Genomic DNA, 13,962 nt, shown 5'->3' on the forward strand with positions numbered 1-13,962 from the left:
CACCTCGTGTTCACACGGCGGGTCCGTCCGACGCGATTCGGCTACGCACGGCTGTCTGGACCTCGGCCTCCTCGGCCGGATCCGCGGCGAGCCGGCGGAGCTGCTCGACGACCCGGGCGTCACCGGTCTCGGCGTGCCGGGCGGCGAGCTCGCGAGTGCTCTCCTCGCAGTCCCAGAGGCATTCGACGGCGAAGCCCGCCGGGAAGGAGGGGTCGGTGGCGGACAGGGCGCGGGCGGCGCGGCCCCGTAGGTGGGACGACGCCGTCTCGCGATAGATGTGGCGCAGGACGGGGGCCGCGCAGGCGATGCCGAGCCGTCCGGTGCCGTCGACGAGGGTCCACAGGGTCGGCGCGTCGGGGCCCTCGCCCCGTACGGCCTCACGGAGGGCGCCGAGGACCAGGTCGCTGTCCTGGGCTCCGCCGCGACAGGCGAGCATGCGTCCGGCGGCGGCGCCGAGGGCGTCGGGCCGGTGGGCCCAGCCCCGGGCCCGGTCGACGGCGGCGATGCTGCGCATCCGCTCGAAGGCGTCGACGGCAGCCTCCACGACGGGCGTGGTGCCGTCGCCGACGGCGGCCTCGATCAGGCCGAGGGCGTCGGGGTCGTTGCTGTCGGCCAGGTAGCGCAGGGCGGTGCACCGGGCTCCCTCGGTGCCGTCCTTGGCGGCCTGGACGATCTCGGGCCGGTCCTCCGGGCCTGCCACGGCGACGAGACAGCGGGCGGCCGGGACATGCAGGGCGGCGCCGCGTTCGAGGCCCTGCTGGGCCCACTCGAAGACCGCTCGCACGCTCCACCCCGGACGGGGCCCGCTCGGTCGCAGCTGCCGCTGCCAGCGGTCGAAACAGCCGGCCTCCTGGGCGGCACGCACGCGCGTGGCGACGGATTCGCGCGGATCCTCGGCCCACAGCCGCCAGGGCCGTGGCTCGAAGGCGTCGCGGACGGCGGCGGCCAGCTCGGCCTCGCCCTCGGCGTCGGTGGCGAAGCGGGCCAGGACGGGGGCGGCGAGGGCGCGCAGGCCCGCGTCGTCGTCCCGGAGGGCGAGTTCGTCGAGCGCCCAGGCCCAGTTGGAACCGGAGCCGGCGTACCTGCGCAGCAGTTCGAGGGCGTCGCGCCTGCCGTACGAGGCGAGGTGCCCGAGGACGGCGAGAGCGAGGCCGGTGCGGGACTCCTCGGTGTCGAGGACGTCCTCGGCGCAGAACAGGTGGGCCTCGATGGCGTCCAGTTCGCCGCCGAGATCGAGGTACAGGCGGGCGTAGTAGAGGGAGCGGTTCTCCACCTGCCAGTCGTGGCGCGGGTCGCGCAGCACGCAGTGGTTCAGCGCCGCGAGCGCCTCGGCGCGGGGGGCGGTGAGCGCGTGCAGCGTGCCGTCGCCACGGCCCCGCTGGAGCAGGCCGAGCAGCGTACCGCTGGGCGCTATGACCGGATCGAACATGGGAAACAGCCTCACATCAAGCGTCGACGCAACCGGGGAACACGCACTACCTGGCCGCGTGACACAACGTCGGGGCGCCCGCCGTCTCTTGCTTGCTGTAGACCATTTCTCTCTGCCTCTCGTCAGTGGCCCATGCGGACCGCATCACGGTCCGCGTGGTGCGGCAACACCTGCCCAGCCATCGCGTCCGTGAATCACGACGTCATGATGACTCGCGGGTTTCTCCTGCCGCGACCGTATTTCCGGCGGCCCTTTACCGCCTCCCCCGTTTTGCGTGTCGTTCCTGGTCAGGACGTTCGGATCAATGTGCGCCGAACAATTCGAGCAGTTCCGTCTTGCCGAACATACGCGCCGTGTCAATGGCCGACGGAGTACCCGCAGCCGGATCTGCGCCGCCTTCCAGAAGTGTCTTGATCACTTCCGTCTCTCCCTTGAAGACGGCCCCGGCGAGCGGGGTCTGGCCCCGGTCGTTGATCCGGTCGGCCTCGGCACCCCGGGCGAGCAGCGCACGCACCGCGTCCGCGTGGCCGTGGTAGGCCGCGAGCATCACGAGGGAGTCGCCTCGGTCGTTGGTGAGGTTGGCCGGGACGCCCGCGTCGACGTAGGCCACGAGCGCCTCGGTCCCGCCCTGCCGGGCGAGATCGAAGATCTTCGTCGCCAGCTCCACGACCTCGGGGTCGGGGGCTTCACTCATCGGCCGGACCGCCTCTCCTGCGCACTTCGGGGACTGAGGGAGCCTACGGCAGCGAGCGGTTGCCGCCGTACGGGTGAAACGCCAGGGTACTGGCTCTCGCGGCACATGACTGGATATGCCCGAGGTAAAGATCACCACTGACCCCACGGGGCGCGGGAGTCCCGCCCACAGGACGCGCGCGACCCCGCCCGGCCGGGCCAGGATCCCTCAGCCGACCAGGTGAAATCCTCGGAAATCCACCCAGTTGCACCTTTTGTCGTATGGATACATGCTGTGATCCTGGAAGAACTCATGGTGACTGTCCCCCCTCGACACCAGGAGACCGAAAATGATTCTCTCCATGTCAGGCGTCGTCCTGCTCGGCATCATCGTCTTCCTCTTTTTCCGGAAGGACGGCCTGAAGGCATCGCACGCCTGCGTCTCATCCCTGTTCGGCTTCTACCTGGCCAGCACGGCCATCGCGCCGAGCATCAAGGCAGGCGGCGAGAGCCTGGCGAGCCTGCTCGGCGGCATCAAGTTCTGACGCCGCCCCTCCCGTCCGTACGCACCAACAGGAGACAGCAGTGGCCCGGCGCCCCCTCCCCCGCATTCTGAGCAACGGCAGCGCGCAGATCGCCCGGAGCCGGGAGCTGGCCCGGACGGCGGCCGACAGCGCCACGGACGTCCTCCACCCGCTGATCACCGTCTCGCGCGGGTTGCGCCGGCTGGCCTCGGCCGGGCGGCGCAAGTGGGCGGACACGCCCAAGGACAAACGCGGGCCGCTGCTGTTCCTCGCGGCCACGCTCGTCCTGGTCGTGGCGCTCCTGCCGTACGGACCGCTGCTCGCCGCCATCACGCTGATGGCGGCGGCAGCCTGGCAGGGCCGGGAGCGGACCGCGTCGGAGCCGGAGGGTCCCGATGAGTCACAGACGGAGCGGCTGCGGTCGCTGTACGAGGCCCTGGTGCCCTACTTCTCCACCGCCGAGGACCCCGCGCCGCTGTACATCCACGGCGGCGAGTGGGAGAAGACCTTCCCCACCCACGACTTCGACGAGGCGGGACGGGTCGCCCACCTCGTGATCCGCTACCCCGCGTACTTCCCGGACGGCGAGGCCGAGGAGCGCGCCCGGATCGAGCACCTGCTCGCCGCGAAGGCCGGGCGGGGCCGGGAGTACCACTTCTTCTGGGACGAGGAGGCCAACCAGCTCACGGTGGCCGTCCTCGCGCCCCTGCCCACCGACATCGCCGCCCAGCGCTTCGTCACCGCGCCGGGCGAGACCGTCCTGGGCTTCACCGATCCCACCGAGGTCCAGCGCACGCTCCCCCTCTCCTACGGGGAGGAGCAGCGCGACGTGCCGCCGGTCGTCTGGCGCACCGGCATCCGGTCCACCGAGCCGCACCTGCTGGTCCTCGGCCAGCCCGGCAGCGGCACCTCGACCCTGCTGCGCTCGGTCGCCCTCCAGGCGCTCCAGTACGGCGACGTACTGATCGTCGAGGGCGGCGGCACCGGCGAGTACGCCTGCCTGACCGGCCGGGACGGGGTCCTGGCCGTCGAGTGCGGGCTGGCCGGGGCGCTGGCGAGTCTGGAGTGGGCCGCGCACGAGACCGAGCGGCGGCTCATCGCGGCCAACCGGGCACGGCAGGCGGGTCATCCGCCGCCGGACGACACCAGGCGGCCGCTGTGGATCGTGCTGGACCGGCCGAGCGTCTTCGCCCACCTCGCCGCCACGGACGGCCGCCGGGATCCGCAGACGCTGCTCCAGGTTCCGCTGCGGCACGGCCGTGCGGCCAATGTGACCATGGTGGTGGCCGAGCAGTTCGACAGCGCGGACGCGTTGAGCGACGCGGTACGGCAGCACACACGCGCGCGTGTCGTGCTCGGGCCCGCGTCGCCCCAGCAGTTGGAAGCGGTCCTGGGCGCCCCGCCGCACACCACGCCGTTGACGCAGGTGCCGCCGGGGCGCGGCTACGCCCGGCTGGGGTACGGCCCGGTGCACCGGCTCCAGGTTCCGGCGACCCCCGACCCGTACGACGACGCCACGAGCGACGCCGACCGGCAGGCGGTGCTGGCCCTGCTTCCGCCGCGTACGACGCCTGCGGACGCGGAGACGCTTCCCGCCGAGGCGATCCCCACCGAAGCGATCCCCACCGAGTCGGTTCCCACCGAGGCCGTCGTGGCCAAGGCTTCGGGAGCGGAGCTGGAAGCGGCCCCCTGAGCCGGGGCGGTACTACGCCACGAACGTCCGAGGGGACTCCGCCCCTCCCGTCGCCCCCGTCTCCACCAGCCGGGCCGCCGCCGCCAGACGGACCGCAGCCTCCTCGGCCACCGCTCCGCCGACTGTGAACGGCAGCCGCACGTAGCCCTCGAAGGCGCCGTCGACGCCGAAGCGCGGCCCGGACGGTACGCGCACGCCGACCCGCTCCCCCGCCTCGGCGAGCCGCGACCCGGACAGGCCCCCGGCCCGCACCCACAGGGTGAGGCCTCCCGCGGGCACCTCGAAGTCCCAGTCCGGCAACTCGCGCCGTACCGCCGCCACCAGGGCATCCCGGTTCTCCCGGGCCTGGCCGCGGCGCAGGTCCACGGCCTGCTCCCAACCCCCCGTGCTGAACAGCCAGTTCACGGCCAGCTGTTCCAGTACCGGCGTGCCCAGGTCGGCGTAGGCGCGGGCCGCGACCAGGCTGCGGATCACGTCGGGGGCGGCCCGCACCCAGCCGATGCGCATCCCGGCCCAGAAGGCCTTGCTGGCCGAGCCGACGGTGATCACCGTCGAGCCGGCGCGGTCGAAGCCGCACACGGGCCGCGGCATATCCACGCCCTCGTCCAGCCACAGCTCGCTCATCGTCTCGTCGGCGACCAGCACCGTGCCCGCGGAGCGGGCCGCGTCCACCAGCCGACGCCGCTGGTCCTCGTCGGCCAGCGCACCGGTGGGGTTGTGGAAGTCGGCGACGACGTACGCGAGCCGGGGGGCCGCCTCGCGCAGCACCTGGCGCCAGCGGTCCATGTCCCAGCCGGACAGCCCCTCGGCCATGGCGACCGGCACGAGCCGGGCGCCGGCCTCCCGCATCAGCTGGAGGATGTTGGCGTAGGAGGGTGACTCGACGGCGATGCGCTCGCCGCGGCCCGCGAAGAGGTGGCAGATGGCGTCCATCGCACCCATGGCACCGGTGGTCACCATGATCTGCTCGGGCATGGTGGGGATCCCGCGCGCGGTGTAGCGCTCGGCGATCATCGCGCGGAGGGCCGGCAGACCGGCCGGGTAGTCGCCGTGGGTGTGGGCGTACGGCGGCAGTTCCTCCAGGGCACCCTGCACGGCCCGGGTGAGCCAGGGCTCGGGCGCGGGCAGCGCCGCGCAGCCGAGGTCGATCACCGAACCGAGTGCCTCGGGCGGCAGGGGTTCCAGGCCGCGGGCGGGCAGGGGGTTGCCCGCCGGAACCGCCGTCCAGCTGCCCGCGCCGCGCCGGGATTCCAGGAAGCCCTCGGTGCGCAGCGCCTCGTAGGCCGCCGCGACCGTGGTGCGGCTGACGGACAGCGACAGGGCCAGTTCGCGTTCGGCGGGCAGTCGCGCGGCCACCGGCACCCGGCCCTCCAGCACCAGCAGCCGGATGCCGTCGGCGAGGGCGCGGTAGGCGGGCGGGCGGCGGCTGCCGGGACCGGCGGGCCGCTCCTGCTGGGAGGTGAGCAGCCGGGCGAGCTGTGCGGCACCCACCGCCGAAGTCCACTGCGCCATGCAGATCAGTCCACCTTCCCCGAATTGGCCATGGATGGCGTTCATCCCCAAGCCACAGGGTGTCATGAGCCAGGCCACTACCACCACCAGGGGGGACCTCTTGTCCACACAGGACCGTCTCGGGCGACGGTTGATCCAGCTGTACGCGGGACTCGCGCTGTACGGCGTGAGTTCCGCCCTTCTCGTCCAGGCGGGCCTGGGTCTGGAGCCCTGGAACGTGCTGCACCAGGGGCTCGCCGAACGCACCGGGCTCTCCATCGGGGTCGTCCTGATCATCGTGGGCGCGGCGGTGCTGCTCCTGTGGATCCCGCTGCGCCAGCGCCCCGGTCTCGGCACGGTCTCCAACGTCTTCGTGATCGGCATCGTCATGGACGGCACGCTCGCCGTCGTGCCCGAGGCCCACGCCTTCGCCGTGCGGATCCCCCTGCTGCTCGCCGGAATCGTGCTCAACGGGGCGGCCACCGGCCTCTACATCGCGGCGCGGTTCGGCGCGGGTCCGCGCGACGGTCTGATGACGGGGCTGCACCGGCAAACCGGTGCCTCGATCCGTCTGTTGCGGACCGCCATCGAGGTCGCGGTCGTGGCCACCGGGTTCGCGCTCGGCGGCTCCATCGGCGTCGGCACCGTGCTGTACGCGCTGTCGATCGGGCCGCTGGCCCAGCTGTTCCTGCGCGTTTTCGCCGTCCCGGCTGCATCCGACGGCAGCACGGTCGTTGCCACGGGGACACCCGGACGGGTGATACTGCCACGGTGAGCACGTTGATACGCCACCCGTACCTGGACCACCCCGGCCCCATACCCTTCGCCCATCGAGGCGGTGCCGCCGACGGCCTGGAGAACACCGTGGCGCAGTTCCGCCGCGCGGTCGACCTGGGCTACCGGTACATCGAGACCGATGTGCACGCCACGACGGACGGGAAGCTCGTCGCCTTCCACGACGACACCCTGGACCGGGTCACCGACGGGGCGGGCCGGATCGGCGACCTCCCGTGGGAGGACGTGCGGCAGGCGCGCGTGGGCGGCAGCGAGCCGGTACCCCTCTTCGAGGAGCTGCTGGAGACGTTCCCGGACGTGCGCTGGAACGTGGACGCCAAGGCGGAGCCGGCCCTGCGGCCCCTGCTGGATCTCATCGAGCGCACCAACGCCTGGGACCGGGTGTGCGTCGGCTCCTTCTCGGAGGCGCGCGTGCTGCGCGCCCAGCGGCTGGCCGGGCCGCGCCTGGCCACGTCGTTCGGGGTCCGCGGGGTGCTCAGCCTGCGGCTGCGCTCCTGGGGGCTGCCCGCCGCGGTGCGCCGGTCGGCGGTCGCCGCGCAGGTGCCCGAGTCGCAGTCCGGCGTCCCGGTGGTCGACCACCGCTTCGTGCGCGCCGCCCACGCGCTCGGGTTGCAGGTCCACGTGTGGACGATCAACGAACCGGAGCGGATGCACCGGCTCCTGGACCTCGGTGTCGATGGCATCATGACCGATCACATCGACACGTTGCGCAAGGTCATGGAGGACCGGGGCGTCTGGGTCTGAGCACCCGGCCCGCCCGGCCACGCCTTCGCACGGCACTTTCAGCGGGGAAGCGAGGGCACGGGTGGGCACCGAAACCGTGCGGGCACTGGCGGCCGACGAGGCCGTCGAACGGCGGCGCGAGCAGCGTGGCTGGTACTTCTACGACTGGGCGTGCTCCGTCTACTCGACGAGCGTGCTCACCGTGTTCCTCGGCCCGTATCTGACCTCGGTCGCCGAGCACGCGGCGGACGCGGACGGCTTCGTGCATCCGCTCGGGATACCGGTCCGGGCGGGCTCGTTCTTCGCCTACACCGTGTCCCTGTCGGTGATCGTGGCCGTGGTGGTGATGCCGCTGGTGGGCAGCGTCGCCGACCGCACGGGCCGCAAGAAGCCGCTCCTGGGCGCGGCCGCCTATGTGGGGGCCGCGGCGACGGCGGCCATGTTCTTCCTGGACGGCGACCGGTACCTGCTCGGCGGGGCGCTGCTGATCGTCGCGAACGCCGCGTCGTCCGTGGGGACGATGCTCTACAACTCCTACCTGCCGCAGATCGCCCCGCCCGAGGAGCGGGACGCGGTCTCCTCGCGGGGCTGGGCCTTCGGGTACGCGGCGGGCTCCCTGGTCCTGGTCGCCAATCTCGTCCTCTACTCCGCGCACGACAGCTTCGGCCTCTCCGAGACCGCGGCCGTCCGCATCTGCCTGGCGTCGGCGGGTCTGTGGTGGGGCGCCTTCACCCTCGTACCGCTGCGCCGCCTGCGCGACCGCCGGTCGACTCCGGCGCGCGAGTCCACCGCGCCCGGCCTGCGGCAGCTCGCGGCCACCGTCCGCGACATGCGGCGGCATCCGCTGACGCTCTCCTTCCTGCTCGCGTACCTCATCTACAACGACGGCATCCAGACGGTGATCTCCCAGGCGTCGGTGTACGGCTCCGAGGAGCTCGGGCTCGGGCAGTCGACGCTGATCGGGGCCGTGCTGCTGGTCCAGGTGCTGGCGGTGGCCGGCGCGCTGGCGATGGGGCGGCTGGCACGGACCTACGGCGCTCAGCGCACGATCCTCGGATCCCTGGTCGCCTGGACGGTCACGCTCGCGGCCGGGTACTTCCTGCCGGCCGGGGCGCCGGTGTGGTTCTTCGTGCTGGCCGCCGGGATCGGGCTGGTGCTCGGCGGGAGCCAGGCGCTGTCCCGGTCCCTGTTCTCGCATCTCGTCCCGCCCGGCAAGGAGGCCGAGTACTTCGCGGCGTACGAGATGAGCGACCGGGGCATGAGCTGGCTGGGCCCGCTGCTGTTCGGCGTCACCTACCAGCTGACCGGCAGCTACCGCTCCGCGATCATCTCGCTGGTGGCCTTCTTCGTCATCGGGTTCGTGCTGCTCGCGCGGGTTCCGGTGCGGCGGGCGATCGGCGCGGCGGGTAACCCGGTTCCGGAGAAGATTTAGCACTGATTTAGCGCTCAACGCGAAAGGGCGGTAGTGTACGCGTTTGGCCTGCCAGGCGTACCGTTACTGCGCGTCAAAGAAGCCGAAACGCTGGGTGACATCTGCTAGCAGATGTGACAAACCGGGCGCTGGTGGGTACAACAAGGGGCGGCTACGACGGCGACGCATGACCCGGTACGGGACTCGGAACGGGAATCTTTACCGCCGACCGGACGTTGACCGGATGACGACGACAGCGACACCTGTCCTGTGGGCGACAAGCCCGGGAGGCACGATTCATGAGTGAGCGAGCTCTTCGCGGTACGCGCCTCGTGGTGACCAGCTACGAGACGGACCGCGGCATCGACCTGGCTCCGCGCCAGGCCGTGGAGTACGCATGCGAGAAGGGGCACCGCTTCGAGATGCCCTTCTCGGTCGAGGCGGAGATCCCGCCGGAGTGGGAGTGCAAGGTCTGCGGTGCCCAGGCACTCCTGGTGGACGGCGACGGCCCCGAGGAGAAGAAGGCCAAGCCCGCGCGTACACATTGGGACATGCTGATGGAGCGGCGCACCCGTGAGGAGCTCGAAGAGGTCCTCGAGGAGCGCCTGGCGGTTCTCCGCTCCGGGGCGATGAACATCGCGGTTCATCCCCGGGACAGCCGCAAGTCCGCGTAGTTCCTGCGGGACTGGGCCGCGACACAGCGCAACGAGATTGACCGCGGGCGCCGTACGTCATGTTGACGTACGGCGCCCGCGGTTTCGTTGTGGGTGCGGGTGGGGGTTCCTGGCGTGGGTGGCCGGGCCCTCCGGGGGCTGCGCCCCGGACCCCCGCCTTCGGCCCGAAGTGCCTCGTCCTCGATCGCCGGACGGGCTGAGTGATGTCGGCCTGCGCCGAGAGGTGGCCGCGGCGTATCAGCTGGTCAGCGGCGGGCGCTGGTCCCACGCGGGGTCGCCGGGCTCGGCCGCGGTCTCCCTGATGACCTCTCCCTGCACGATCTTGCCGTCGGGGCGGTGGATGCGGACCTGCTGGAAGGCGTCGCCCAGGGTTCCGGGGGCGGCCTGGCGGAGCTTGCGGTCGACGGTGCGCTCGGCGTAGCGGCTCAGGGCCTTCTGGACCGGCGGCAGCAGGAGCAGCAGCCCCACGACGTCGGAGATCAGGCCCGGGATCATGATCAGCAGGCCGCCGAGCATCATGAAGCCGTTGCCGCCGCCGCGCTCCGGGGAGCCACCGCGCTGCAGGGCCTCGTTCAGGCTCTGGAACGCCCGGCGCCCGGCGCGCTTGATGACCACGGAACCGGCGACGAAGCCCGCCACCAGGAGCAGGAACACGGTGAAACCGCTCGCCGCGCCCGCGACCACGGTCAGCAGCCAGATCTCCAGCACGAGCCACGCGGCGATGCCCAGCGGCAGGAACGTGCGCAGCCGGGAGCGCCGGGGTCGGGTGCGAGGCGGAGGGGTCGGAGCGCCAGTCGTCATGCACCCAGTGTGCCTGGGCCCGGCTCAGTGCGGGATAAGGGGGCGGCCCGAGGTCAGGCGCGCTTGCCCTTGCCGGTGATTTTGCCGACCCGCTCGCCGACGCCCCAGGCCGTGACCCGCCACAGCGCCTCGACGAGGATGTCGCGGCTCATCTTGGAGTCGCCCAGCTCCCGCTCGACGAAGGTGATGGGCACCTCGACGACGTGGAAGCCGGCCCTGACCGCCCGGCGGGCCAGGTCGACCTGGAAGCAGTAGCCCTGGGAGGCGACGTCGGTGAGGCCGAGGCCCTCCAGGGTCTCGCGGCGGAAGGCGCGGTAGCCGCCGGTGATGTCGCGCAGCGGCAGGTCCAGGGCCAGGCGGGAGTAGAGGCTGCCGCCGCGGGAGATGAACTCGCGGGACCTGGGCCAGTTCACGACCCGGCCGCCCGGCACCCAGCGGGAGCCGAGCACCAAGTCGGCGCCCTTGAGGGCGGTGAGCAGGCGGGGCAGTTCCTCGGGCTGGTGGGAGCCGTCGGCGTCCATCTCGACGAGCACGCCGTAGCCGTTGTCCAGGCCCCAGCGGAAGCCCGCGAGGTAGGCGGCGCCGAGGCCTTCCTTGCCCTTGCGGTGCAGGACCTGGACGTGGTCGTCCTCGGCGGCCAGCTCGTCGGCGAGCTTGCCGGTCCCGTCGGGGCTGTTGTCGTCCGCCACGAGGACGTGCGCCTCGGGGACGGCCTTGCGGACCCGGCCGACGATGGCCTTGATGTTCTCCGCCTCGTTGTAGGTCGGGATGATCACCAAGGCCGTGCCGAGCGGGCCGAACCGCCTCTCCTGGGCCTGTGCCGCGGGGGTCCCGTCGCCGTCGTTCACTGCTGCCCCTTCGTGTCGTACGCAGGGGACCACCATAGTGGCCGCGGCCTGCGCGGACGTGACAGCACGTTCGTACGGTGGTGTCGATTCCGCAAGAGCGGGGTAAGAATGCATTTTTTCGGCTTTTCGGGCCGTGCGGCTCTGCGCGCCGCTGCGGATGGGGGCCCGACGCCCTTCGGGCCGACCTGGGGCCCGCTGGCTGCGGGTCGACCGAAAGCCGTTGTCTACTGAGCGTCCGGGCCCCACCCGGGTCACACCTCCCGACCGGCCGGAACCTTCCCCCGTCGGCGCGGGCACTGAGCCTGGCTCCCAGCGACGGCGCCCCGGTGCGGCACACCGTCCCTGACCCAGCGGCGCTGCGACGAGTGTGCAAAAGCTCCCCGGTCGGGCGTCCGGCGGTGGACTCGGCCGAACCTACCGGCCCGCTGCGGCTGGCTGTCAACAGCCGTTTGACCTGCGCAAACACCACCCCGTTCCAGGTCGGTGCGGAGGATGCGCAGGTCGCGCGACGAGGCGGCGCCGGACGATCACGCCCGCGCCACCCCGGGAGATCACTCGCCCGGCCGTACGAACACCGTCCGGCCGCCCACCACGGTGCGCAGGCAGACCGGGAGGTCGTTGCCGGGGGTCAGGTCGGGCAGGCCAGGGGTGCCGGAGCGGGGGTCGGTGGACCAGCGCGCGACCCGGTCGTCGGGGGCCTGGACGACGAGCGCGTCGGTGCGCCACAGGGCGTAGTCGGCGGGCGCACCGGGGACCAGGACGCCCGCGTCGTCGCGGCCGACGGCCCGCCAGCCGCCGCGGGTGTGGGCGGTGAAGGCGGCGCGCACGGAGATCCGGTGCTCCGGGGTGCGGTGGAAGGCGGCCGCGCGGACCGTGCCCCACGGGTCGAGGGGCGTGACCGGGCTGTCGGAGCCGAAGGCGAGCGGGACGCCGCTGCGCAGCAGGGTCGCGAAGGGGTTGAGCGTGCGGGCCCGCTCCGCGCCGAGGCGCTGGGCGTACATGCCGTCCTCGCCGCCCCACAGCGCGTCGAAGGCGGGCTGGACGGAGGCGGTCAGGCCGAGCTCGGCGAAGGCGGCGACGGACTCGGGGGTGAGCATCTCGGCGTGCTCGACGCGGTGGCGGGCGGCGCGGACGCGGGCGAGGCCGATCTTCTCGGCGGCGGCGCGGACGCCCTCCACGACGGAGGTCACGGCGGCGTCGCCGATGGCGTGGAAGCCCGCCTGGAGGCCGGCCTCGGTGCAGGCGATCACATGGGCGGCGATGTCGTCCGCGTCGAGGTAGGCGGCGCCGGTGTGGTCGGCGTCGGCGTAGGGCTGGTGCAGACAGGCGGTGTGCGAGCCGAGGGCGCCGTCGACGAACAGGTCGCCGGCCGCGCCGAGCGCGCCCAGCTGCCGCGCCCTGGCGACACCCTCTTCGCCCTGCTCGGCCCAGTAGCCGACCACCCGGGGACCGGGCACCTCGGCGGCCAGCCGCAGCAGGTCGGCGAAGTCGTCCTCGGAGGAGATCTTCGGCCCGCCGCACTCGTGGACGGAGCCGATGCCGAGGGAGGCCGCGTGCGCGAGGGCGGCGCGCTGGGCCTCGGCGCGCTGGGCCGGGGTGACGGCGCCGTACGCGGCCGCGCGGGCCTCGTGGTGGTCGTCCTGGGTGAGCGGCCCGTCCACGCGGGAGAGCTCGCCCGGAACCAGGTCCAGCAGGGCCGTGGTGACGACCGCCGAGTGAACGTCGATGCGGGAGAGGTACAGCGGCCGTCCCCCGGTGGCCTCGTCGAGTTCCGTGCGCGTCGGGGGGCGGCCGCCCGGCCAGCGGGAGGCGTCCCAGCCGTGGCCGAGCAGGACGCGGTCGTGCGGGCGGGCGGCGGCGAAGTCCCGTACGAGGGCCAGGGCCGCGTCCAGGGAGGGCGCGTCGCAGAGGTCGAGGCCGGTCAGGGCCAGCCCGGTCGACGTGGCGTGCACATGGGCGTCGGTGAAGGCGGGCGTGACCAGCGCGCCGTCCAGGTCGACCACCTCGTCGACACCGTCCGCGAAGGCGTCGGCGGCGCCCTCCGAGCCCACCCAGGCCACCTGCCCGCGCTCCACGACCATCGCGGTGGCGAAGGGGTCGGCGGGGCTGTGCACCTCACCACGGCGCAACAGGACGGTCTTGGTGTCGACGGGACGTTCAGTCATGCCGCACAGTCTCTCGCGCGCGAGGGCCCGCACCGCACTCGGGGCACGTCGGGCCGTGTCTCAGACCTTCGGCGGCCGTGCCTCGTACGGCGTGGACAGCACCACCGTCGTGCGGGTGGACACTCCGGCCAGGGTGCGCACGCGGGCCAGGAGTTCCTCCAGCTCGTGGGGGGTGGCCACGCGGACCTTGAGGATGTAGTTCTCGTCGCCCGCGACGCTGTGACAGGCCTCGATCTCGGGGACTGGGGCCAGGCGGTCCGCGATGTCGTCGGGCGCGCTGGGGTCGAAGGGTTTGACCGAGATGAACGCGGTCATCGGCAGCCCCACCGCCTCGGGGTCGACGACCGCGGCGTAGCCGCGGATGACGCCACGTTGTTCGAGCCGTCGCACCCGCTGGTGCACGGCCGACGTGGACAGGCCCGTGGCCTTGCCCAGGTCTGTGTAGCTCATCCGCCCGTCCTTGACGAGCAGCTGCACGATTTGACGGTCCAGCTCCTCCATGGCGCAAGAACCTACAGTGCGCCTGATCTCCTCGGATACCCGAGCGACGCAGGTCATAGCCGGTTCGTGACGTCGCGGGGAGCCCGCTGTGAGCCGTCGGTGGGAAAAACCCGCCGCAGCGGGCACCTGCGCACGGCATGTGACGAACGCCACAGCGCATCCACGGCCTCCGTGATGCACTCGCGATTACCGCCCAGACGGGACGGGAAGTGCTTGCTGTGGTCGAGGCCGCAGT

Annotated in this window: 13 protein-coding genes; 6 read left to right on the forward strand and 7 right to left on the reverse strand. The window is 72.6% G+C overall.

Annotation, left to right across the window (positions count from 1 at the left end; genetic code table 11):
* Positions 1-10: 10 nt before the first annotated feature.
* Positions 11-1,429 (reverse strand): HEAT repeat domain-containing protein, encoded by a 1,419-nt coding sequence (locus tag IPZ69_RS21335; RefSeq protein WP_235455800.1) that lies wholly within the window; start codon positions 1,427-1,429, stop codon positions 11-13.
* 301 nt (positions 1,430-1,730) lie between these two features.
* Positions 1,731-2,123, reverse strand: coding sequence for an ankyrin repeat domain-containing protein (locus IPZ69_RS21340; protein ID WP_235455801.1), 393 nt, complete (start codon positions 2,121-2,123; stop codon positions 1,731-1,733).
* Positions 2,124-2,451: 328 nt separating this feature from the next.
* Here IPZ69_RS21340 and IPZ69_RS21345 point away from each other — a divergent pair, with 328 nt between their 5' ends.
* The gene (locus IPZ69_RS21345; RefSeq protein WP_235455802.1) at positions 2,452-2,646 is read left to right on the forward strand and encodes a hypothetical protein; all 195 of its coding nucleotides are present in this window, start codon (positions 2,452-2,454) and stop codon (positions 2,644-2,646) included.
* Between the two features lie 40 nt (positions 2,647-2,686).
* Complete coding sequence (locus IPZ69_RS21350; protein ID WP_235455803.1) at positions 2,687-4,318, forward strand: type IV secretory system conjugative DNA transfer family protein; 1,632 nt, start codon at positions 2,687-2,689, stop codon at positions 4,316-4,318.
* 12 nt (positions 4,319-4,330) lie between these two features.
* Here IPZ69_RS21350 and IPZ69_RS21355 read toward each other — a convergent pair whose 3' ends face one another.
* Entirely contained in the window at positions 4,331-5,830 is a 1,500-nt protein-coding gene (locus IPZ69_RS21355) for an SCO1417 family MocR-like transcription factor (RefSeq protein WP_235455804.1), read from the reverse strand.
* 64 nt (positions 5,831-5,894) lie between these two features.
* On the opposite strand from IPZ69_RS21355, the gene yczE reads away from it, so the two are divergent.
* From yczE to IPZ69_RS21375, 4 genes are all read left to right on the forward strand, one after another.
* Entirely contained in the window at positions 5,895-6,584 is a 690-nt protein-coding gene (gene yczE / locus IPZ69_RS21360) for a membrane protein YczE (protein ID WP_235455806.1), read from the forward strand.
* A complete protein-coding gene (locus IPZ69_RS21365; protein WP_235455808.1) occupies positions 6,581-7,348 on the forward strand; it encodes a glycerophosphodiester phosphodiesterase in 768 nt (255 codons plus the stop codon). The genes yczE and IPZ69_RS21365 overlap by 4 nt, the downstream gene beginning before the upstream one ends.
* A gap of 61 nt (positions 7,349-7,409) precedes the next feature.
* Positions 7,410-8,759 (forward strand): MFS transporter, encoded by a 1,350-nt coding sequence (locus IPZ69_RS21370; RefSeq protein ID WP_235455810.1) that lies wholly within the window; start codon positions 7,410-7,412, stop codon positions 8,757-8,759.
* Between the two features lie 278 nt (positions 8,760-9,037).
* Complete coding sequence (locus IPZ69_RS21375; RefSeq protein ID WP_003977404.1) at positions 9,038-9,412, forward strand: RNA polymerase-binding protein RbpA; 375 nt, start codon at positions 9,038-9,040, stop codon at positions 9,410-9,412.
* Positions 9,413-9,649: 237 nt separating this feature from the next.
* On the opposite strand, the gene fxsA is transcribed toward IPZ69_RS21375, so the two are convergent.
* The 4 genes from fxsA to IPZ69_RS21395 form a co-directional block, all read right to left on the reverse strand.
* Positions 9,650-10,213 (reverse strand): FxsA family membrane protein, encoded by a 564-nt coding sequence (gene fxsA / locus IPZ69_RS21380; protein WP_235455812.1) that lies wholly within the window; start codon positions 10,211-10,213, stop codon positions 9,650-9,652.
* Positions 10,214-10,266: 53 nt separating this feature from the next.
* Positions 10,267-11,061: a polyprenol monophosphomannose synthase gene (locus IPZ69_RS21385; RefSeq protein ID WP_235455814.1), complete on the reverse strand. Its 795-nt coding sequence runs from the start codon at positions 11,059-11,061 to the stop codon at positions 10,267-10,269.
* A gap of 551 nt (positions 11,062-11,612) precedes the next feature.
* Positions 11,613-13,226, reverse strand: a complete 1,614-nt coding sequence (locus tag IPZ69_RS21390; RefSeq protein WP_235455815.1) for an amidohydrolase — start codon at positions 13,224-13,226, stop codon at positions 11,613-11,615.
* A 60-nt stretch (positions 13,227-13,286) separates the two neighbouring features.
* Positions 13,287-13,727: an Lrp/AsnC family transcriptional regulator gene (locus IPZ69_RS21395; protein WP_235455816.1), complete on the reverse strand. Its 441-nt coding sequence runs from the start codon at positions 13,725-13,727 to the stop codon at positions 13,287-13,289.
* Between the last annotated feature and the right edge of the window lie 235 nt (positions 13,728-13,962).

The sequence above is a fragment of the Streptomyces olivochromogenes genome, from assembly GCF_021538895.1.
Taxonomy (GTDB): domain Bacteria; phylum Actinomycetota; class Actinomycetes; order Streptomycetales; family Streptomycetaceae; genus Streptomyces; species Streptomyces olivochromogenes_A.

Coding starts and splice junctions, on each gene's coding strand:
- IPZ69_RS21335 (WP_235455800.1), bottom strand. CDS start 1,429: ATGTTCGATCCGGTCATAGCGCCCAGCGGTACGCTGCTCGGCCTGCTC.
- IPZ69_RS21340 (WP_235455801.1), bottom strand. CDS start 2,123: ATGAGTGAAGCCCCCGACCCCGAGGTCGTGGAGCTGGCGACGAAGATC.
- IPZ69_RS21345 (WP_235455802.1), top strand. CDS start 2,452: ATGATTCTCTCCATGTCAGGCGTCGTCCTGCTCGGCATCATCGTCTTC.
- IPZ69_RS21355 (WP_235455804.1), bottom strand. CDS start 5,830: ATGGCGCAGTGGACTTCGGCGGTGGGTGCCGCACAGCTCGCCCGGCTG.
- yczE (WP_235455806.1), top strand. CDS start 5,895: ATGAGCCAGGCCACTACCACCACCAGGGGGGACCTCTTGTCCACACAG.
- IPZ69_RS21375 (WP_003977404.1), top strand. CDS start 9,038: ATGAGTGAGCGAGCTCTTCGCGGTACGCGCCTCGTGGTGACCAGCTAC.
- fxsA (WP_235455812.1), bottom strand. CDS start 10,213: ATGACGACTGGCGCTCCGACCCCTCCGCCTCGCACCCGACCCCGGCGC.
- IPZ69_RS21390 (WP_235455815.1), bottom strand. CDS start 13,226: ATGACTGAACGTCCCGTCGACACCAAGACCGTCCTGTTGCGCCGTGGT.
- IPZ69_RS21395 (WP_235455816.1), bottom strand. CDS start 13,727: ATGGAGGAGCTGGACCGTCAAATCGTGCAGCTGCTCGTCAAGGACGGG.